We start from the raw sequence: 20,109 nt of genomic DNA, 5'->3' as shown, positions 1-20,109 counted from the left end.
GCCATGCAACCCATCCCCTTTCTGCTGATGCTGGCACTCGCCGCCGTCCAGGCTGCGGCCCAGGCCGCGCCCGACAGCAAGAGCGTCGCCGACAGCTATTTCTCGGGCAAGGACCTGGTACTGACCAGGCAGGAAAAAGATGCGATCGCCATCGCGCAGCGCTGGCGCACCGGCAGCGGCACCGGCATGCAGCCCGTCCCGGGGGAAGACGGCACAATCCGCTTCCTGTTTGGTGCGCAGCAGCCCGGCATCGTGTGCGCCGTGCTGCAGGTATGCGATATCGAGCTGCAGGCGGGTGAACAGGTCAATTCCATCCACCTCGGCGACACGGCGCGCTGGACTGTAGAACCGGCCATCACGGGCAGCGGCCCCGCAGAAGTCCAGCACCTCATCATCAAGCCTCTCGACGTGGGGCTGGAAACCTCCCTGATCGTCACCACCAACAGGCGTACCTACCACTTCCGCCTGCGCTCGCACCGCAGCGAGTTCATGCCGCGCATCGCCTTCACCTATGCCGAAGACGCAGCCGCCAAGTGGGACGCCATCAAGACCCGCGATACCAGGGAAAAGCAGGAACGCACCATCGCGCAGACCGGCGAGTATCTGGGTGACCTCAGTTTCGCCTATGCCGTGACGGGGTCGGCCCCCTGGAAACCCGTGCGCGTGTACAACAACGGCAGCAAGACCATCATACAGATGCCGCAGGCGATGGCCCAGACGGAAGCACCCACCCTGCTGGTGGTGCGCAGGGACGGAGGCCTGTTCAGCGAAGATGAAACCGCCATGGTGAACTACCGGCTGCAGGGCGACCGCTACATCGTCGACACGGTGTTCGACAAGGCCATCCTGATAGCCGGCGCCGGCCGCACGCAGGACAAGATCACCATCACGCGGGAGAAATAGCATGCACGCCCTGATGCTTGGACGCCTGATTTTTACACACCTCCTGCTGGCCTGCCTTGCGGGCTGCGCCGCAAACCGCATGGCTGACGCGCCCGCCTACGGCAACCTGCTGGCCGCGCCGGTGCCAGCGCAGGAAAACGGCATCGCCGCCGACGCTGCCACGCGGCTCATCGCCAGTTATCCGCCTGCCCGCACGCGCTTTGCGCTGCAGCACGCGGCGCAGGACGGCTTCGGCAGGGAACTGCTGGAGCGGCTGCGGTCGCAGGGCTACGCCATCGGGGAGTTCAGCAACCAGCCGCCGGACGCCGCACCGCCGCTGCCATCGGCAGCCGGCGCCACCGCGCTGCGCTACGTGCTGGACATGGCTGCCGAGCCAGATCTGATTCGCCTGACCCTGTATGCGGGCGGCGAATCACTAACGCGCGCCTACCTGCTACTAGGCGGCGCGGCGCGGCCGGCCAGCGTGTGGATACGCAGAGAGGCTGCGCCATGAGCAGCGATGAGGACATGTCGCCGGATGCCTCGCCCGGCAGCGTCCGCAGGAAAACCGGCGTGCGCAGGGTCAACAACCTGCCCGTCTACGTGGTTGGCGGCGCCATGGGTATCTTCCTGCTGGTGATGGCCCTGGTAGCCTGGGACCGCTCGGCGCAGCAGAACCGCCCGGCAGACGAGCTGGAAGCCAAGGCAGGCAGCACCAGCATGTTCGCCAGCGAGATCGCGGGCAGCGAAAAGGACGGCTTCGTCGCGCCTGCAAAGGCCGCGGCCCCGCCAATGCCAGAGATCCCCCCGCCCGGCGCCATCATCGTGGCGCGCCCCGATGACCTCGAAGCACCGCCGCGGCCGCCCGGCGGTGCGCTGCCGCTGGAAGAGCAGCGCGGCATGGAGGAACGCGAGCGCAGCCGCATGGACAAACTGCGCCAGCTCGACGAAGCGGTCCGCTCGCGCACCACGGTGCAGGCCGCTGCTCCGCGCAGCGCGGGTTCCGCGCCTGGCGGCGTCCCGCTCAGCAGAGAGGAAGCCCTGACGCAAATGGCGGCGCTGCAGCAGCAGGCCGATGCGCAGGGCCGCGACAATCCTGCAGCTGCCTACCTGGCCCGGCTGCAGCAGCTGCAGGCCGCAAGCCTGGGAGACACAGCGTCCCGGCCAGTGCCGCCAGCCGAACCGGCGGCGGGCGGCAAGGACTACCGCCAGTTCGACGTACAGGGCCAGGGCGACCGCTGGCGTCTAGACTCCCGTGCGGAAGCGCCCCGCTCGCCGTACGAACTGCGCGCCGGCTTCATCGTCCCAGCCGTCCTCATTTCCGGCGTCAATTCCGACCTGCCGGGCCAGATCGTCGCCCAGGTCAGCCAGGACGTGTTCGACACCGCGACGGGCAAATGGCGGCTGATCCCGCAGGGCTCGCGCCTGGTGGGCCAGTACTCGAGCGACATCGCCTATGGCCAGTCGCGCGTGCTGGTCGCGTGGCAGCGCATCGTCTTCCCCGATGGCAAGGCCATGGACATCGGCAGCATGCCCGGCGCGGACAGCGCCGGCTATGCGGGCTTCCGCGACCAGGTCAACAACCACTACTTCCGCCTGTTTTCCTCGGCCTTCCTGATGTCAGGCATCACGGCGGGCATCGCCATGAGCCAGCCGCAGACACTGAGCCTGGGCACGCGCCAGAGCGCCAGCAGCGCCATGAGCGAGGCGCTGGGGCAGCAGCTTGGGCAGGTGACGGCCCAGCTGATCGCCCGGAACATGAACGTCGCACCTACGCTGGAAATCCGGCCCGGCTACCGCTTCAACGTGATCGTCACCAAGGACCTGACCTTTTCCCGCCCCTACAAGGCATTCGACTACTGACGGCAAGGAGCAGCAATCATGGACAAATCTTTAGCGGCTAAAATCATGGCGGGCATGGTGCTCTGCATTCCGATTGCCGTGCAGCCGGCACGTGCGGGGCTGCCGGTCATCGATGCCAGCAACCTGTCGCAGAACAGCGTGAGCGCCCTGGAAAACGTGGCGCATACGCTCAAGCAGATCCAGCAGTACCGCACGCAGCTGCAGCAGTACCAGAACATGCTGCAAAATACCGCCGCGCCGCCCGCCTTCATCTGGGACCAGGCCAGCCAGACCATGAACCTGCTACGGCGCGAAATCGATACCCTCGGCTACTACAAGAGCAGCCTGGGCAGCATTGACGCCTATCTGCGCAAGTACCGCAGCGCCAGCGACTACCGCGGATCGCCTTGCTTCTCGGTGCGCGGCTGCACGCAAGCCGAGTGGAATGCGATGAGCGACGCCCAGCGCCTTGGCTCGGACGCCCAAAAACGTTCGACCGACGCCCTCTTCCGGGGACTCGACCGCCAGCAGGACGCCATGGAGGCGGACGCGCGCCAGTTGATGAAACTGCAGGCGGCGGCGCAAGGCGCCAGCGGCCAGATGCAGGCCATCGGCTACGCCAACCAGCTGGCCAGCCAGCAAGCCACGCAACTGCTGCAGATACGCGGCCTGCTGATTTCCCAGCAAAACGTCATCGCCACGCGCTACCAGAGCCTGGCCGACCGCGAGGCGATGCAGCGCGCCTCCGACGAAGTAGTGCTCAGCAACACCTATCGTCCCAGCCCCGCGCGCGGCTGGTAGGGAGGCAGCCATGCGCCAGTCAATCATACTGTTCGCCGTATTAATCCAGCTGGCGGCCTGCACCCCTGGCGATCCCGCGGACTCCCTGCCGCCCGTGACGGCAGAGAACTGCGAGCCGGAGGCGATCGCGAAGATCAAGGACCGGACGGCGCGCAGCCAGTTCACGGACCTCTGCGTGCGGCGCAATACCTTCCGCCCAAGCCCCAAGCGTGAATGGTGAGGCATTCTGATGAAAGCCAATCCTCCGGCAGCCAGCCCATTCATTAAGGTAGCACTTTGTGCCGCGCTCCTGCTGTGCCTGGCACTGCTGTCCTGCACGGCCAGGGCAGAGATCGACAACACAGGTGTGCTGGACAACGTCCTTGCTCGGTACTCTGCCATTGCAGCGACATGGGCGGCGACGATCACAACACATGCCACGCGCCTGTTCTGGACCCTGGCGACCATCAGCATGGTCTGGACGTTTGGCATGATGGCCTTGCGAAAATCCGATATCGGCGAGTTCTTTGCCGAGTTCGTGCGCTTCACCATTTTTACAGGTTTCTACTGGTGGCTGCTGCGCAATGGCCCAAGCTTTGCAACGTCCATCATCGACTCGATGCGCGCGATAGGAGCCGGCGCCGCTGGTACCGGTGCGGGCCTATCCCCATCAGGTATCGTTGACATCGGATTCGGGCTCTTCGCCAATGTCCTCGAAAAATCATCGCTCTGGTCCCCGTTAAGCAGCGCCGTCGGCGTAACAATCAGCCTGATCACGCTCATTTCACTTGCCCTGATCGGCGTGAACATGCTGCTGCTCCTGATCAGCGGGTGGATACTGGCCTATGCAGGCATCTTCTTTCTAGGCTTTGGCGGTTCGCGCTGGACATCAGACATGGCCATCAACTACTACAAAACCGTGCTGAGCATTGGCGCACAGCTCTTTACGATGGTACTACTCGTCGGCATAGGGAAGTCATTCATCGACCAGTTTTATAACAATATGAGTTCTGCCTACAAGATGAATGAACTGGCAGTCATCATGGTTGTCGCCATCGTTTTGCTCGCCCTGGTCAACAAAGTCCCGTCGCTGGTAGGTGGGCTGGCAATGGGTGGTGGCACCGGCGCACTTGGCAGCGGCTTCGGCGCAGGAACGGCACTGGGTGCAGCCGCCATGGCCGCGACGGCCGCAGCAACCGCCGGTGCCGCAGCTGTCGCGGGTACGGCAAACATTGCCGGAGGGGTTCAGGCGCTGATGGCGGCCGTCTCCAAGGCAAATGCTGCAGAAAGCGCAGGAAGCGGTACTCGCGACTTCATGACCTCGGCCGGAAGCGGCGGTGGAACAGGAGCCGATCCAGGCACCGGCACCGGCGCGCTCGCCGCAGCCATGGGCGACACTGCACAGGCGGCAAGCAGCAGTGCCGACGCTGGAAGTGGTAGCGCAGAAACACAGCCAGCAGGCAGCGCACCACAGCAATCGCAGCCTCCCGCCTCACCCGCCAATCAGCAAAGTGCAAACGGACCAGCCAACGCTGGCAGCGAAAGCAAAACGGGCCAACGTGCAGCAAAAACGGCGCCCGGCATGGGTAGCCCGGCCGCCGCAGCCGCACTGGCGGCGAAAACGGGCAGGATTGCGGCAGGCACGGCGGGCAATCTGGCGCAGGGAAGCTGGGATGTCGGCAAGGCAAAGATCAAACAAGGTCTTGCTGCGGCCGGTGGGCGCGTAGGCAAAACCATCGGCGGCCAGATTGCTGCCGCCATCAAGTCTCGAGATCAGGCTGGAGTGCAGGATACCGGCGCATCAGCAATGGAAGACGGCAGCCTCTCCGCCGGGGAGAGCACTTCCGCAGATCCAACAGCGGAGGTGGCGGCATTCCGCGACCGCAAGCCCGAATAGCTCTGTACGCCCCAACGGAACAAAGGAGAAACAGCATGCTCGACCTCCCTCCCCTGCAGCAGGAGCGCATCGTGTGCTCGATCACGGCCGCAATCAAATACCAGGTGCCCGCCAATATTATGCTGGCAATCGCCGAGAAGGAAGGTGGCAAGCCAGGCATGATCATCGCTAACAAGAACGGTACTTATGACATCGGTCCGATGCAATTCAACTCCGCCTATCTCCGTGAGCTCAGAAAGCATGGAATCGTTCCAGCCCATGTGGCGATGAAAGGTTGCTATCCCTATGATCTAGCAGCATGGCGGCTGAGGCAGCATTTGCTGCACGATAAAGGAAATTTGTGGGCCAGAGCAGCGAACTACCATTCGCGCACAATCCAATACAATTTACCCTATCGGACAGATCTGATCAAAAAAGGAGATAAATGGGAACATTGGCTAGAATGCAACATCCCTTTCGTGCCGCTTACCATCCTCAAGTGAATCGCCATGAATCCAAGCGGATCAGTGATTCGTAAGCGTCTGCCCACCGCCGTCTATCCTCAAGCACCACACGATGACATGATTAAATTTGGGGCACAAACTGATTGTGTCCACAAATTTATTTATGGACACAATAATTCAAGCAGTTACAACCAGGGCGAAACGCAAGCCGTATCGCCGTCACATTCAAGCGTGCCGCTGTGCCACGTGGGCAGGTCGATGGCACCTCCGTCTCGCAGATCGCCCGTGAGCTCAAGATCAACACTAATCAGTTGTTCAATTGACGCAATCGTTTCCGTGACGAGGCGCTTACCTGCCCCAATGCTCCAAGCCAAATAGTGGCAGTCACAGTGCTCGAAACCCAGCCCGCAAGAGCACCGGTCACCAGCGGCGTACCGGGGTTATCGTGCTCAGCGTGGGCCACGTCCAGCTGCGCCAGGAGGGCCAAGTCAACTCGGCGACGATAACAATGTTGCTGGTGCGACTGCTGCTATGATCGGCTTGCCAGGCTAATCCCGCGCAAAAAAAAGCCATCACTCCCAATCAAGTGGCACTAACGCCTTTCCGCGCCACTCTTCTACTAGGTGGATGTTCGGCAGTTCGCCCCATACATCCTCATCGGCATGGTCTAGAACAATAATCTGCAAGTCCGTCTGTTTTTTACTCACTACCTTACTAAATAGTCTGAACACTTTTCGGATTGCCTCCAAATCCTCATCTTTAAACTTATGATCCGATTCGGCTTTCTCATTTGCCGGTAACGCCCGACGTGTGGGGAAATAAACTTGGCTAGGCTGGTCGTAGATAAGCATTCCTGGAACGGGGTGATTACGCTCGTTAAGGAACAGTCCTTGAAGGGCAAGCGTTACTGCCACATGATAGGCAAGCCAGTTCGCTCCGCTACCAATCTCCCACAAAAAATCATCACGGCCATCTCGCGTAACTTTAATCGTCAAGTCCTTAACAATAAGCTTAATTGGCGCCTCGGGCCACTCGCCGTCGAGCTGAGGAATAAGCTTGGCAGCAAAACCCTCAACTTTTTCCAATGCCCGCTCTTGTTTAGCACGAATCAAGCTTTCCTCGACAAGACGTTGAAGCTGCTCTACACGGCCCCTGACGCTAGCAATCTCTTTACTGAGGTCGGATGACGGCTCTTGCGTTTCGAACAGACGCACCGACTCCTCCAACCTCCCCAAGAACCTTGCATTACGCTCCCGCCGCAATGCAATCTGCTTACCAATTTTTGATCGTTCCTCAATGGCCTCGATTTCCTTTTGGACAGCCTTCAGCTTCGACAAAATTTCTTTGGTTGCCTCGCGCTGCCTTAACGTCTCACGCCCAAGACTCTCGACCGCTCGCGGATGCGACCGCAACCGCATCTCCGTTGCATCCAGGGCCGTACACAAATTGTTGAGACGGGAACGCCCTTCTTCGCTCTGCTCAAATATAGTGTTGTCGCGATCAGCTACCAGACCGCGAATCCACTTTGAAAGGGATAACCGATCTCGTTGGATTTTTAGTGAATCGGCATATGCAGCAGTGCTGTCTTCTAACTGTTGCAGTTCAACTCTACGTTCCTTGTTGATGTTATGTTCAGCGGTAAGGTCAGTCTCTTGGACACGTAGTTCTTTCAGACGCGCCAAGGCTACATCCATCGCCCCAATTGTTTCTTCACCTGCCGTAGGCTCGGCGCGTAAAACCGCTCGTAACAGCTCAAGAGTGGGATGCCACTCTTTGGGGATTGCCGTTTCCGCAGGTAACAGACCGTACTCAATCGCCTGTCGAAGCCATCCTTGACCGTCACGTTGCCATTGAGCTCCTGCCGCTTGCCGCGTACGCAGCTCACCCTCCTTACGCCGAAGGCCTCGTTGCAACTGTTCAAGCTCATGGCGCGCCTGCAGCAGCTGCGGAGTAATTGCACCTAAGACATACGGAAAGATTGTTTTCAGCTTCTCTCGATGCTCGCTCGTATCTGCCTTAAAAAACAGCACATCCGGATTGGCGACAATGTTCTGTGGTTGGAAAGTAAAGGCGACCAGATCTCGAAAGCTAGGGCGGGACTTGAAGCTATCAGTTCCACCGGGTTCAAACTCTAGATTGGACAGGCCGGAGAGGCGATTTAATGTCGACTTCACATAGTCAACATTACTGTTTTTCTGCACTATTTCATCCGGGATAGTTACCTGCGCTCCTTCTAGGACGAACATATCACCCGTGCTTTGTTGCTTGCCCGGCTCACGTCGTGCTAAAAGCTTCTCGCCCTCAACCGTATCGATTACCACACCAAACCAAGCACACTTCTCACGTATGACGCCAACAGGTATCGCACATTTATCGGCTGCCAAGCAATAGTCGATGATTGGAATCACCGCAGACTTGCCAGTTTTCGAGCGGCCGCTAATAACATTAACCTTACCTGTTTCGAAAGGGAGCACGCGCGGTTTTTCGCCATTTTTCTTAGGCCAAAGAATCACTTTTTTTATCTGAAAATACATTTAGAATTCCACGCAAAGAGTTCGTAAGACCTGCTCATCTGTCAGTGCAGAGAACCAGTCGCCAAGCTTCTCGCTGACTGGCAACAGCCATTTAATTTTGACCGGTAGCTTTGGGATGCTTGCTTGTCCATCTGAATTGAGCGCGGCCATTGTGGCAGCGTTGGCGTCAATCAAAAACAATCCAGCTTGTTCACCTAGTGCAATCGACTCCAAAGTAAGTGCACGGTATTCCAACGCCCTGTTATGGATCGCGAAGAGATTTTCGCGCACCTCTCCAAGCTTCCCAGCGAACAACGCTAAACCTGATGCCTTTTGGGTAGAATTAGCTACATCGCGAGTCGCCTTATGGAGCACAATGGGAAGAATTAAGAACGCCAGAGCGAACGACGGAGCGATACCTTCGCGGTTTTGATAAGCCTGGATAAACCGCCATATCGCATATGCCCCAATAACTGGATTTTGTACCATCTCAATCTCATTGGGATACTCCAGAAATCCTTCGTTCATCACTCTTCGTCTTTCAAAAATAATTCTGTATATCGAGGATGCCATCCCAGGCGTCGGGAGTCGGCTAACGCGTTAAAGCTACCAGGAGTAAAATGTTGGGGAACAAGTTTTCCTTCGACGGGTGGCTTCAATGAGGTACAACGGACATAAACCATTCTTCCTCGTGTGGCTTCATCTTTGCCTGAGTGCTCGTCACTGACCAACGACTCGATTGATTCGTGCTCCCTAAGCAGATCGTCATCCAACTCATCGAAGCTTCCCTTGAATACCAATCCGTCGTCAGCCCACTTTACCTTGTCGGATTTGGTACGTAAGAAGTCGCTAACTGCCCGTAGTTTCTGAGACTCTTGCGCGCCCACAAAGTCAAGTTGGGCTACAAAATCAGGCCTACTGAGAAGGAGTGCATTCACCTCTGTGGGATCAGGGACTGGCGACATGGAATGAATATAGGCAGGCGTATTACTCTTGCGGGCGAGCGCTCTGAACTCCCGTTGGAACTCACCACATTCAATCTTCGCAGGCTTCCGCTGCCTTATCAGCGAATCAGCACGTTCCTTAGCGAGTCCAATGCCAGTTGCACAAAGCAGTTCGTGCAAATTTTCATCTGTCGTCGCTATTAGCAGCCGGCACAACGCCTCAACTGGATCTCGATCCGTCGACGCAATCTGAATCCGCCTCACGAACTTCCACCTTATGTCCTCGGCAAAGCTCAGAAACTTTTGTACGTGCTTCAGGCAGTCATCTGCGGGTGGGGCGGCGGCAAGGCTCGCAGAGACCGACGCGACAACCGCTGCCACATCTTCGCGAGTGCTCGCCTTGGAAATCGAGGAACTAAATTGGCCCTCGTGCGCGGGGGTAACATAAAGCTGGAATACCGTACTCTCCACATTTAGACGACCGGCATCGATATCATCAATCCAGTTCGCGATCGTTTTCCAAAGGTCAACCGCCCAGTTCGATAAAGGATTGTGGGATAGAGCGCTCTTTGTCTGCTCCACCAACATCTCGCCATTTGCGTAATGCACGGCAACGTCGTCAACTAACTCCATGGACACGCATGCATCCTTCGGTGCGGTCAAAAGGTGATAAAACATTCTGAGCGGTTGAAGCGCAAATCCTAAGTACTGGCCTGGCGCATTGTGTTTAGACTTTGCCAACTTCGACTTATTCAAGTTCATCCCTTCTTAAGCCCCATGCGTCCGCAGAAAACAAACAATGAACAGTCCGACGACACGTAAGTGGATGTTCCCATTGCAAGACAGGGTACTGAGTAACTGGCCGAAGCGACCAACAATCAACATAATTATCTATAAAAGTATATACGACAATATCCAATATTGACTAATGGAAATGCGTTATAGCTAGTTTTTGAGAAAAAGAACAGTCTGCAATAGCATCTAAAATCGAGCTGCATGCTAATAAGGTTGCGCGATATCAAACGGTAGACATGTAGGCTCCGTAGACGTAACGCCATTGCACTCATATACTTGGTGGCGCGCATATTTTTCTTGCGACTTGAACGCGCTGGGGTGAAGCTGACGATCTTCGCCCATCACAAATCAAAAATGGCGCTATACAGAGCTGTTCCAAATTAATCGAAGCTCCACCAGAATCGGCGGCAGTTGCAATAATTTCGCTGATTTGTTCTTCCAGCGGCTCACCTTCGCAAAGCCCTATATTATCCTTAAGTGCCTTCAACCAAGTAACGTAGTGACGTCTGTACCCAGCGTCGAGCTTCTTCACAATATCAAGTTCCGGCTTGAAAGCATGGGCATAACATATGATCGCGGCTTCAAGACAATTCCTCGCTTGCGCTCTTGCCTCCCCCTCCATCCCAGTTCCTGCAAGTAAGCATGCTGCTTCAAAGCCAGTTGTAGCTTGGGAAAAAAGTAAAAGACACAACGCAGCGTGTGCATCGAATGCACCCACTTTGACATCACCCAATCGCATTAACGACAGTCGATTGATACGTATACAAAGATTACCCAGGGATCGTACTGCCTCAGGCCATTCCGCTCGCTGCATCAAGCTTTCAGGTAGAAATCCATCACTGACAAACACAGACCCTTCGGTCGTTTCCGAAATTTCAGCACGTCTACCGAACGGTAGTGCCCGAAGACTTTTTCCGACTTGGCTAAACGTCAACGTCACCACTGCCCCCAACTCCAGTTCGCCTTTCATCTGCAGAAGAGCCCCCATAACATCCCTGCTCAAGGAAGTGAAATCCAACTCCACCCCCACTCCTCGTATCTGAAGAACGCGTGCGCATCCCGCGGGCAATGAAAATACTATTCTCCGCAATCCAATATCAGCACAAATTACTACTAGTTCGTAAAACGATGCGTACTCAAAAACTTCCACATCTGTCGCGTCACTTCTACCAATCGTGGTCCAATGTGTAGATGACCAAGCCGCGGTGGAATTTTCAAAATACATGAAATTAGATGGAAAACTTGGATGAATAAGCAATTTCATAGGACGTTCAACATGGAGAAGAAAATTTAAAGTTTATTCTTTTAACATCAAGCACAGGTGTATTTCACTTAAATAACTAAACAAAAATAAAACAACATTCACTGTTATATGAAAATACACTGCAGAACCTGCATTTTAGAATGCACTTATGGGATACCCCTTGCAAAGTATGTACAAGGGCCATTCCCACTATAGAAAACAGCCAGAATAAACCAGTTTATATCATCATTAGGTGACACAGGATGCCATGCTGCAAGTGCTCCAGCGTAGTCACCAGACAGGTACCTCACGTAATTATCTCTAGCTCGTGCATCGTCCTCCATCCATACACGCATCACCTCCAAGCGATGCGATCGCAGCCAATTGGCCCATGACTGAAGATCTCCATCGTCAAAAAATGGCAGATCCGGATGGCTGCGCGCGCCGCCTGCATGAAGAACCAGCGGCGCGGCCTTGATCGGCAAGACATTCATTTTGGACCTCCGTTCAATCGTTTCCTGTTTCCTGTTTCCTGCTACCGTCAGCATGGGCTGCAAACCGCATGCTGTCACTGCGGTCCCGACCTGGCCAACCGGCGCTGCAGCGGTTCCCGCGCAAGAGACAAGGCATCCTGATTGGCATTGGCCTGCCGGCTTTCAATTTCAGACTGCACGGCTGGCCGCACCTGTCGGTCCAGGCCTTCCATGCCCAGCCGGCTCTTGCTGGCCAAGTCATTGAAGTCGGTGTATCCCTTCGGATCGGCCGCCTGCTCGCCCGGAGCGAAGACGGGCAGCAGCACGCGGCCGCCAGTCAGCCGGGCCGCTTCCTGCGCCTTGGCCTTGCCGGGATTGATGCCCTGGGTCGCTTCCAAGTGCTGGTCGTTGTCCCCGGCGATGATCACCGGCTTGCCCGGAAACCGGCCGTGCAACGCCTTCGCCACCAGTGGCAGGTTGCCCGAGTCGAAGGCGGCGACGGTGGCAAAGCCGAGTGACTTGGACATGCTGGCGGCGGTCGCATAGCCTTCCGCAATGACCAGCGCAGGCGCACGGGCCAGCGCCTCCAGGCCGCCGACGGCGTGGAAGCAGCCGGTCTTGCGGCTGTCGCGCGCAAAGCGCTTGCTGCCATCCTCGCCGATGTACTGCATGCTCCATTGCTTGCCATCGGCGTCGGTGGCCGGAATGTAGCTGGTCTTGCCTGCCGTGTCGGTAAAAATACCCGTGGTAGGCAGTAGCCCCTTCGACACCAGGTACGGCGTCGGTTCCGCCATCGGCAGCAGGCTGGCCATCTGCCGCACGACGCGGCTCGCCGCCTCCTCCTGCAGCTGCGCCTGGGCGGCCTGGCGTTCCTGCAGCCTGGTGGCCGCTTCGGCCTGCAGCCGGGCCTTCTGTTCCGGGTCCAGCGCATAGCCCTTGTATTTCCAGTCCATCGCCTCTCCCGTCTTGTTGTTCTTGATATGGCCTGCCGGATGGCCATCCAGGTGGGCGACATAAAAGCCGGAGCCGGAATGCTCGCTGTGCTTTTCGCCCTCCACGGTGATCCGGTGCTTCTGTCCATCCATCAGGGGGTGCTCGCCGCTCACCACGCAGCGCATGCTGCGCAGCGCATCGGCAAACTCTTCCCGCGCCGTCATGGCGGGCCCTTGCTGGGGACCTGTCTTGCCGGGCATCCAGCGTGCCAACCGCGCCATGTTCGCCTTCGCTCCCGCGTACCAGGACTTCGCCACCTTGTCCCATGCCGCGCCGGCCGCCTTGGCCAGCTTGCGTTCGCCGTAGGGCACGGCCAGGTACTGGCGCGGCTGGCGCGGGGCGGCTGGCGTACCGTCTCGCGACTCCTGTCCGCCAGCCCCCTCGGCTGCGGGTTGCCGGTGCCACTTCCCGAACACGGCGGAATCGGCCCCAGGCGGTGCCATCCACGCTTGCGCCGCCCTGTCCCAGCGCGCACCCAGGGCCTTGGCTTCTTCCTTTTCCCTGAACGGCACGGCAAGCAGCACGCCGGCGCCAAGTGCGGCCTGGCCGCTGCCCTGTTCAAGCTGCGCCACCCGGCGCTGCAGGTCCGCGCTGCCGGTGACGGCAGCCAGTTCCGCGCTCTTGCGCGCTTCGCGTGCCGCAACCAGGTCTTCCGCGGCGCTGGCGGGATCCCGCCGCACGCGCTCTTCATGTAGGCGGGCCAGTTTCACGGCCTTCTCGCGCTCATCCGTTTCGGAGTGCGCGTCGATCAGCGCCAGCCTGCCCGCCAGCTGCGCCGCTTCGCGCTGGGTGCCACGGTCGACCAGCCACTGGTGGCGGCCATCGGCCTGCTGCGCGTAGACGCTCCAGAATTCCGGCCTGAGGCCAAGCTGATCGGCCGATGCCTCCTGCTGCTCCCCATCCACCTCGCCAGTGGCCATGCCCTGCACCATCACGCGGCCGTTCCAGTCGTGCGGCAAGGTAAAGCCCAGGTGCCGCATGGCGGCGGCGTCCAGCACGGCACCGGCTTCGCTGCCACTACCGCGCACTACCTGCAGCCGCGCCAGAACCACGTCGCTGTCGTCTGCATTTTCCATATCGACCTTCACGATGGCCTCCCCTTCCTCCACTTCCGTGCGCTTCTCCACCTTGGCGGCGTCGAACCCCTTCCAGTGCTGTTCCTGGGCCTCTGCCACGGCCTGCGACACTTCCGGCGATGCAAAGCGCTCGCATGCGAAATCGCCATCCGGCCCCCACGCGACGCCGGCGAGTTGCCGCCCGTCTGCCGCCTCCATGCTGCGGTTGGCGGCCTGCGACTTTGTCACGTAGCAGCGTGCCGCTTCGTCCAGCGTGGCGAAGGACTGCGAAAACAGGTCCTTGCCGCCCACCCGCTCCCTGACAGTGAAACTGGCAGCATCCTCTGCAACAGGCGCCTGCTGCGGCGACGCAGCCTGCCCCAGCGCCTGCACCTGTTCCAGCCCCAGCACATAGGCCTGGATCTTCTCGGCCCCGGACGCGGCGCGGAAAATCTCCAGCGGATCGGACTGCAGCGCGCGTATCCATGATCCGACATAGGCCGCGTGCTGGCCGGGATCGTGGCCGATGCCCAGCTCGTCGCCCAGCAGCATGCTGGCGATTTCCGCCCGCAGCTCTTCCCGCGCATATTCCTCGCTGCCGAAGGGATGGCCAAGGTCGCGGCCCAGCCGGCTGGCGTGCCCGGTCCAGTGCCCGAGTTCATGCAGCGCCGTCGCATAGTAATTGTCCGCCGTGGGGAACTGCTCCTTGCCCGGCAGGTGGATGGTGTCGGTGGACGGCCGGTAGAACGCGCTGTCGCGGCCCTCGCGACCACCATGCTCGATGGTGGCACCCGATGCCTGCAGTATCCGCTCCGCCCGCTCGGCCGGCGCCCAGGCAGCAGGAGGCCGTGGCGCCAGCGGCGCCAGGCCGTCGATCTGCGACGCGTTGAACACCGTGGAAAAAAACATCTGCGGCCGCTCCAGCCTGACAGACTGCCGCGCCTGGCGGCCGTCGCTGCCCAGCACCGGCTTGCCGTCGGCATCCGTCTGGCCCTGCTCCTCGCTGAATTTCCAGTACTGGATGGGCGTGCCCTTCTCTCCCTGGCGCACCTGCGCACCGGCGGAAGCAGCCTGCTTGTAGGTCATCCAGCGCTGGTCTTCATGGCCTTCGCTCATCAGGTGCAGGGCGTTGATGCCCTTGTAGCGCTTGCCCGTGGTGGGATTGAATGGCAGGAACACTCCCGGCTCGCCCGGCTTCCATGGCTTTTGCCAGGGCGCCGTCCCTTCCCTGAGCTGCGCCACCAGCTTCTCGGCGATCGTTTCAATCAGTGACTTGGGCAGGTCGTTCATGGTTCGTGCTCCCTGTCAGGGGCAGCGGCGCGCTGGCATCGGCCAGGTCAATGACGCCTGCCGCCGCATCGTGTTCATCCACGGCATCCTCGGCAAAGGAGCCGGCCTGTTCGGCTTCATCCGGCGCAAACTCGGCCCGGCTGCCAGGTATGGCGGCGTCGCCCAGCTTCTCGCGCAGGATGGCAGCCATGGCCTGTTCTTCGGCCATCGCGCCACCGGTCTGCCTGTCTCGTGCATTCTCATTCTTCATCGTTTTCCTCCTCTTCTACGCGGTTGAAAGTCGGACGTGCTACCAAGTCAGCACCGGGACGATCACCGTGCGGACCTGTATACGCTGGACGGGGCCAAAGTAGCGCGCGTCGAAAGACCGGGGATTGGCGTCCGCCATCAGCAGCAGCTGGAATTCGCTGAGGATGTAGCGGTCGGCCTGGAAGCGCGCCATGGGACGGCCATTGCCATCGGCGGCCAGCGGCGCACTGTGCGCAAGCAGGCGCCCATTGACGCGCACGCCGTCCGGCGCCACGCTGACCGCGTCATTGCCCGCGCCAAGCACTTTCTTCATCATGTAGCCATAGCCGCCGGGACAGAAACCCGCGCCAATGTAGCCGCGCCGGCGCGCCTCTTCGAACACCCCCAGCTGGGGCGGACAGAACATCACGTAGCGCCCGGGCGTCACCGGGGCTGAACTGGTCCAGTACAAGCCGCGCGGAATACTATGGCTGCTGTTGATGCGCGCGCCAGCCAGGTGGGCTGCCACGCCCAGCACCAGCAGCGCGGCGCCCAGCGAGGCGCTCCAGGCGCCGAGTTTCACGCATGTCCGGTTCATAGCCGTATACCCTCCCCGTCCGCAGGCCGGTGCGCGTGATGCAGCTTGTCGCTTTTCGTGGGCGCGGGGATGGCGGCACGCGCCTGGAAGACCGCATCCTGGAAGTACAGCGGCTGGCGGCCGTAGATCGCCGGATAGCCGGCCACGTAGACGACCATGTCGCCGGCCTTCTCGATGTCGCCGCTGGCCGACTTGACGGGGCCGGGCATGCGCAGGCACTCGTCCGGCGTGAGCAGCGGGCGCTGCGTCTCCTGGATGGTGCGCGACACTTGGGCCAGCAAGGCGCTGGTGCGGCGTCCGCTCGTCGTGACCTGTTCCTTCGCCACCGTGGTCTGGCCCGTCAGCTTGGACAGGTGCTCGGCCGTCTCCAGCCGGTTCGGCGGATAGGCATTCTGGATATGGCAGCTCGAAGTGATGCTTTCATCGGGACCATAGCCCGTTTCGCGGCTCTTGAGCTGGTTGATGTCCTGGCAGATCAGGTAGCACTTGATGCCGTAGCCCGCCAGGAAACCCAGGGACTCCTGCATGATGTCCAGCTTGCCCAGGCTGGGAAACTCGTCGAGCATCATCAAGAGGCGGTGCCGGTAGCGCGCCACGGGGCGCCCGTTCTCGAAGCTGACGCGGTCGGCCAGCTGGCGCACGATCATGTTGACAAGCACGCGCACCAGCGGGCGCAGGCGCGCCTTGTCCGTCGGCTGCGTGACGATGTACAGGCTCACGGCACTGTCGTGGTGCATCAGGTCGCGGATGCGGAATTCCGAGCGGCTCACGTTACGCGCGACAATCGGGTCGCGGTACAGCGACAGATAGGACTTGGCCGTGGACAGCACGGAACCGGCTTCCTCCTCGGGCCGGTCGAGCATGTCGCGCGCGGCCGAACCCACCACCGGATGATTGCGTCCGTCAGCATGGCTGTAGGTGATCATTTCCATCCACAGTTCGCCGATGCCGCGGTTCGGGTCCGCCATCATGGCGTCGACCACGGACAAGGTGGCCGTGGTGCCTTCGGCACGCGCCTTGTACAGCGCATGCAGGATCACGCCCACGATCAGCGCCTGGCTGGTCTTTTGCCAGTGCGTCTCCAGCCCCTTGCCGTCCGGGTCGACGATCAGGGTGGCGAGATTCTGCACGTCGCCCACCTCGTGCTCCGTATCCAGGCGGATCTCGTCGAGCGCATTCCAGCACACGCTGCCCTTGGCGGCGGCCGGCTCGAAGTACAGCACCTTGTTCCCTGCATGCTTCTGGCGCCAGCCCGAGGTCAGCGCCCACAGCTCGCTTTTCAGGTCGGTGACGACGGCGCTGTGCGGCCACGCGAGCAGGGTCGGCACCACCAGGCCGACACCCTTGCCGGAGCGGGTCGGCGCGTACGTCAGCACGTGCTCCGGCCCGTCGTGGCGCAGGTAGTGCTGCCTGCCAGCCCGGTCCAGCCAGGCACCCACGTACACGCCGGCGCTGGCCGGCTGCGCCCTTCCGGCCAGCAGCTGCCACAGCGAGCGCGTCGCGGGCAGCAGGCCGGCGGCGCGGATGTCCGTGATGTTCGCCCAGCGCGCCGAGCCGTGCAGGTACTCGCTGGCGCGGGCCGAATTCACCGAGATCATGCGGGCTACCAGCAGCCCGATCAGTCCGACGCCCGCGACGCTGATGCCCACGCTGCCCGCCTGCATCAGCGCATCCGGATACTGCCCGCGCCATCTGGCAGCCCAGCCGACGATCGCCCATGGCGGATAGACCTGGCTGGCATGCCAGCCCAGCGCGCTCTGGTAGTGGAAGGTGTGGGCAAAGAACTGGGTGGCCGCCTGGAAGCCGCCAACGAGGGTGAGCGCGGCCAGCGCGGGGATGGCCTTGCGGGCGCCCCGCCGCGCGCTACGCACTTGGGGACCGACGGCATTATTGAACCTGTCTTTCATCTGGTCCGTCCTTTCGTCTTGATGACGCCGTCAAGCGTCACGGTGACGGCATCACCGGGGGCCAGCTGGCGCAAGCGCCTTGCTGCTGCGCCGCTCACCGGCAGGACCATCGTTGCCGCGCCCCGCTCCAGCAGCGCCAGCACCTGGCCGCCCGCCTCGCGCAGCCCGGCAAAGACAGCCGGCCCCTTGACACCATCATATCGTTCAAATTTCGGTATATCGGACAATCGCGGCCTTGTTTGTTCCTGCTCAAGGAGGAAGGCATCCACTGCCGCCGAGCCGGTATCCCGCCTGTCCGCTACGCCTCCCCGCCCAGGAACATGCCGTCGCATGCGCTGATCTGCTGCGGCTCCTTGCTGCTCCATGTGACCAGGTACATCACGCGGCAATAGCACTTCAGTTCCACTGCCGATGCGAACCATACCGAGTTGGGACAGCTTTCGCAGACGGTTCCTGGCTGCGGGCGGCGGATGGCCTCCAACGCCGCCAGGGTCGGACTGGGAGTGGGAGCCGCGCCGGGGTCCGGCGCGGGGCTCGCCGGACGTGGTGGCGGCGCACGCTCCAGCGACTCCAGCGCCTGCTCCAGCAGCGCGTCGCGCTGCGCCTTCACCGGGCTGTCCGCCCCGGCGCGGGTGCGTTGCCTGTTCATCCTGCTTCTCCTTCGTGCCCACGGCACGCAACAGGTCCTGGCGGCGCCGCTCCAGCACGGCGTCGTCGAACGTGACCGCCAGGTGCGCGGCAGCCGCCGCCTGGATGACCTGGTCCTGGAACGCGGCGCTGCCATCGACATGCAGGCAGCGGCCATAGCGCGATACCGCCATGTCCAGCGCCAGCAGCAGGCCCGCCTGCGTGGCGCCGCGCGTGATTTTCAGCTTATGCCCGTCGTCGCGGATCGTGGTCGCGCCAGCGCAATAGATGAGCGTGCCATGCTTGGTGACGCTGTCCTGCCGCAAACCATTCGGCGCCTGCGCCCCGCCTGCCTCACTTGCCAGCTCGCTGCCAGCCAGCGTGTTGCCTGCCAGGCCCTGCTTGCCGCCGCGTGCTCTCAAGGCAGCCAGCGCCTGCGCGTCGCCAGCCCCGGCACGGGTGCGCAGCCAGTCCGCCCAGGCAAGGCGGCCGTGCTGGCTGCGGATGGCGCGGCGCTCGGCAAGGTAGCCGCTATTGATGCGTTCGATGTCCGCCATGAGCGTCTTCGCGGCCGCCGCATGCAGGATGCGTTTGGCAAACGGGCCGCAGGCAAGCATGCGGATGGCCGCCCGCTTGAGCCTGCCCCGGCGCTTCGCCTCGGCAATCAGGCGCTGGTGCTGTGCGCGCGCACCCGCCAGTGCACCAACGCGCACTTGGACGGCATCCTGCTGCTGTTCCTGGTAGAGCGCATACAGTGCGGCCGTTGCCACGCGCAGGCGCAGCGGCTGGCGAATTTGGCCCGCCTGGCTGGGATGGCCCCCTGTCCCGGCCGGCCCGGGAGTGAATGGCCCCAGCCGCGCTTCCAGGCGCGCCCTGGAACAGTCGAGGTGCACGGAGCTGGCCTTCACGGCCGTGCCGTCATCGGCCAGGATCACCAGGCCGTTGCCCCGTTCGCGCAGCGCCAAGCCGTGCACCAGCAGCACGCCGTGCAGTTCCTGCCACGAGGCCGCATCCCGCATCTGCGCATGGCATGCGCGGCGTACCAGTCCCAGCAGGCTCTCGATGCCGGCGTGGCGCTCCATGTCCATGGCGCGGCTGGCGGCGCCCGTTTGCCGCGCCTGGTGGTTGTCGCGCTGCAAGCCGAACTCGTCCTCCAGCGCCGCGCACAGCTGGCCCAGCGTGGCATGGTCGCGGTAAGGCTGGTGGATCGTGTAGCGGCTGGGATGGATCTTGTTGATGGCGATATGCACGTGCAGGTTGTCCGTATCGTGGTGCACGACACTGATGCGCTGGTGCGCCCCATAGCCCAGCCCGTGGCAGATGCGCGCTTCCACAGCCTGCAGCACGGCCGGGGGCGGTTCCTCTCCAGCAGGGAAACTGAGGATCAGGTGATAGGTCTTGTCCGACCGCGCGCGCTGGTTCTGCGCCTGCGTGTTGAGGATCTCGGTGACAGCCACTGCGGGCTGGTCCGACTGGCAGTTCGTGACCGTCACGCTGCCGACGCGTTCCCGCTTGGCCTGCGCATCGGCCAGGTAGGCCAGCAGGCTGGCAAAGCCGCTTTTCCGCGCGACCTTCATGGGAACATGCTTGGCAATCATG

At 61.1% G+C, this 20,109-nt stretch carries 16 protein-coding genes; 7 read left to right on the top strand and 9 right to left on the bottom strand.

Features of this window, described 5'->3' with window-relative positions:
• The first annotated feature begins 3 nt into the window (after positions 1-3).
• The 7 genes from trbG to ACP7DW_RS21950 are packed head-to-tail and all read left to right on the top strand — an operon-like array spanning position 4 to position 5,883.
• Complete coding sequence (gene trbG / locus ACP7DW_RS21980) at positions 4-903, top strand: P-type conjugative transfer protein TrbG (protein ID WP_426056569.1); 900 nt, start codon at positions 4-6, stop codon at positions 901-903.
• Position 904: 1 nt separating this feature from the next.
• Positions 905-1,396: a conjugal transfer protein TrbH gene (locus tag ACP7DW_RS21975; RefSeq protein WP_426056570.1), complete on the top strand. Its 492-nt coding sequence runs from the start codon at positions 905-907 to the stop codon at positions 1,394-1,396.
• Positions 1,393-2,745, top strand: a complete 1,353-nt coding sequence (locus ACP7DW_RS21970; protein ID WP_426056571.1) for a TrbI/VirB10 family protein — start codon at positions 1,393-1,395, stop codon at positions 2,743-2,745. Before ACP7DW_RS21975 ends, ACP7DW_RS21970 begins: the two co-directional genes overlap by 4 nt.
• Before the next feature lie 18 nt (positions 2,746-2,763).
• Positions 2,764-3,525 carry a P-type conjugative transfer protein TrbJ gene (gene trbJ / locus ACP7DW_RS21965; RefSeq protein ID WP_305059332.1) on the top strand — a complete coding sequence of 254 codons (762 nt, stop codon included), beginning with the start codon at positions 2,764-2,766 and terminating at the stop codon, positions 3,523-3,525.
• A gap of 10 nt (positions 3,526-3,535) precedes the next feature.
• Positions 3,536-3,745 (top strand): entry exclusion lipoprotein TrbK, encoded by a 210-nt coding sequence (gene trbK / locus ACP7DW_RS21960; protein WP_426056572.1) that lies wholly within the window; start codon positions 3,536-3,538, stop codon positions 3,743-3,745.
• A gap of 9 nt (positions 3,746-3,754) precedes the next feature.
• Complete coding sequence (gene trbL, locus ACP7DW_RS21955) at positions 3,755-5,401, top strand: P-type conjugative transfer protein TrbL (protein ID WP_426056573.1); 1,647 nt, start codon at positions 3,755-3,757, stop codon at positions 5,399-5,401.
• A 35-nt stretch (positions 5,402-5,436) separates the two neighbouring features.
• Positions 5,437-5,883, top strand: coding sequence for a conjugal transfer protein TrbN (locus ACP7DW_RS21950; protein ID WP_426056574.1), 447 nt, complete (start codon positions 5,437-5,439; stop codon positions 5,881-5,883).
• A gap of 533 nt (positions 5,884-6,416) precedes the next feature.
• On the opposite strand, the gene ACP7DW_RS21945 is transcribed toward ACP7DW_RS21950, so the two are convergent.
• From ACP7DW_RS21945 to traI, 9 genes are all read right to left on the bottom strand, one after another.
• Positions 6,417-8,378, bottom strand: a complete 1,962-nt coding sequence (locus ACP7DW_RS21945; protein ID WP_426056575.1) for a DUF3732 domain-containing protein — start codon at positions 8,376-8,378, stop codon at positions 6,417-6,419.
• On the bottom strand, positions 8,379-8,885 hold the full coding sequence (locus ACP7DW_RS21940; RefSeq protein WP_426056576.1) for a three component ABC system middle component: 507 nt from the start codon (positions 8,883-8,885) through the stop codon (positions 8,379-8,381).
• On the bottom strand, positions 8,885-10,057 hold the full coding sequence (locus tag ACP7DW_RS21935; protein ID WP_426056577.1) for an ABC-three component system protein: 1,173 nt from the start codon (positions 10,055-10,057) through the stop codon (positions 8,885-8,887). Before ACP7DW_RS21935 ends, ACP7DW_RS21940 begins: the two co-directional genes overlap by 1 nt.
• Positions 10,058-10,364: 307 nt before the next feature.
• Positions 10,365-11,360 carry a hypothetical protein gene (locus ACP7DW_RS21930; RefSeq protein ID WP_426056579.1) on the bottom strand — a complete coding sequence of 332 codons (996 nt, stop codon included), beginning with the start codon at positions 11,358-11,360 and terminating at the stop codon, positions 10,365-10,367.
• A gap of 547 nt (positions 11,361-11,907) precedes the next feature.
• The gene (locus ACP7DW_RS21925; protein ID WP_426056581.1) at positions 11,908-15,150 is read right to left on the bottom strand and encodes a zincin-like metallopeptidase domain-containing protein; all 3,243 of its coding nucleotides are present in this window, start codon (positions 15,148-15,150) and stop codon (positions 11,908-11,910) included.
• Positions 15,122-15,400 (bottom strand): hypothetical protein, encoded by a 279-nt coding sequence (locus tag ACP7DW_RS21920; protein WP_426056582.1) that lies wholly within the window; start codon positions 15,398-15,400, stop codon positions 15,122-15,124. Before ACP7DW_RS21920 ends, ACP7DW_RS21925 begins: the two co-directional genes overlap by 29 nt.
• 39 nt (positions 15,401-15,439) lie before the next feature.
• Positions 15,440-15,976, bottom strand: a complete 537-nt coding sequence (gene traF, locus ACP7DW_RS21915) for a conjugative transfer signal peptidase TraF (protein ID WP_426056583.1) — start codon at positions 15,974-15,976, stop codon at positions 15,440-15,442.
• Positions 15,973-17,883 (bottom strand): type IV secretory system conjugative DNA transfer family protein, encoded by a 1,911-nt coding sequence (locus tag ACP7DW_RS21910; RefSeq protein WP_426056584.1) that lies wholly within the window; start codon positions 17,881-17,883, stop codon positions 15,973-15,975. The genes traF and ACP7DW_RS21910 overlap by 4 nt, the downstream gene beginning before the upstream one ends.
• A complete protein-coding gene (gene traI, locus ACP7DW_RS21905; RefSeq protein ID WP_426056585.1) occupies positions 17,880-20,108 on the bottom strand; it encodes a TraI/MobA(P) family conjugative relaxase in 2,229 nt (742 codons plus the stop codon). Before traI ends, ACP7DW_RS21910 begins: the two co-directional genes overlap by 4 nt.
• Between the last annotated feature and the right edge of the window lies 1 nt (position 20,109).

The organism is Janthinobacterium sp. PSRC1-1, from assembly GCF_049897525.1.
GTDB lineage: Bacteria > Pseudomonadota > Gammaproteobacteria > Burkholderiales > Burkholderiaceae_D > Janthinobacterium > Janthinobacterium tructae.
Note: the sequence above shows the minus strand (reverse complement) of the source record. Positions and strands in the feature narration are given on the sequence as shown.

Bases quoted from the DNA above. Each gene is read 5' to 3' on its own strand.
- traI (WP_426056585.1), bottom strand. From the start codon at position 20,108: ATGATTGCCAAGCATGTTCCCATGAAGGTCGCGCGGAAAAGCGGCTTT.
- ACP7DW_RS21970 (WP_426056571.1), top strand. From the start codon at position 1,393: ATGAGCAGCGATGAGGACATGTCGCCGGATGCCTCGCCCGGCAGCGTC.
- ACP7DW_RS21940 (WP_426056576.1), bottom strand. From the start codon at position 8,885: ATGAACGAAGGATTTCTGGAGTATCCCAATGAGATTGAGATGGTACAA.
- trbJ (WP_305059332.1), top strand. From the start codon at position 2,764: ATGGACAAATCTTTAGCGGCTAAAATCATGGCGGGCATGGTGCTCTGC.
- trbK (WP_426056572.1), top strand. From the start codon at position 3,536: ATGCGCCAGTCAATCATACTGTTCGCCGTATTAATCCAGCTGGCGGCC.
- ACP7DW_RS21920 (WP_426056582.1), bottom strand. From the start codon at position 15,400: ATGAAGAATGAGAATGCACGAGACAGGCAGACCGGTGGCGCGATGGCC.
- ACP7DW_RS21975 (WP_426056570.1), top strand. From the start codon at position 905: ATGCACGCCCTGATGCTTGGACGCCTGATTTTTACACACCTCCTGCTG.
- ACP7DW_RS21945 (WP_426056575.1), bottom strand. From the start codon at position 8,378: ATGTATTTTCAGATAAAAAAAGTGATTCTTTGGCCTAAGAAAAATGGC.
- traF (WP_426056583.1), bottom strand. From the start codon at position 15,976: ATGAACCGGACATGCGTGAAACTCGGCGCCTGGAGCGCCTCGCTGGGC.
- ACP7DW_RS21925 (WP_426056581.1), bottom strand. From the start codon at position 15,150: ATGAACGACCTGCCCAAGTCACTGATTGAAACGATCGCCGAGAAGCTG.
- trbG (WP_426056569.1), top strand. From the start codon at position 4: ATGCAACCCATCCCCTTTCTGCTGATGCTGGCACTCGCCGCCGTCCAG.
- trbL (WP_426056573.1), top strand. From the start codon at position 3,755: ATGAAAGCCAATCCTCCGGCAGCCAGCCCATTCATTAAGGTAGCACTT.
- ACP7DW_RS21910 (WP_426056584.1), bottom strand. From the start codon at position 17,883: ATGAAAGACAGGTTCAATAATGCCGTCGGTCCCCAAGTGCGTAGCGCG.
- ACP7DW_RS21950 (WP_426056574.1), top strand. From the start codon at position 5,437: ATGCTCGACCTCCCTCCCCTGCAGCAGGAGCGCATCGTGTGCTCGATC.
- ACP7DW_RS21930 (WP_426056579.1), bottom strand. From the start codon at position 11,360: ATGAAATTGCTTATTCATCCAAGTTTTCCATCTAATTTCATGTATTTT.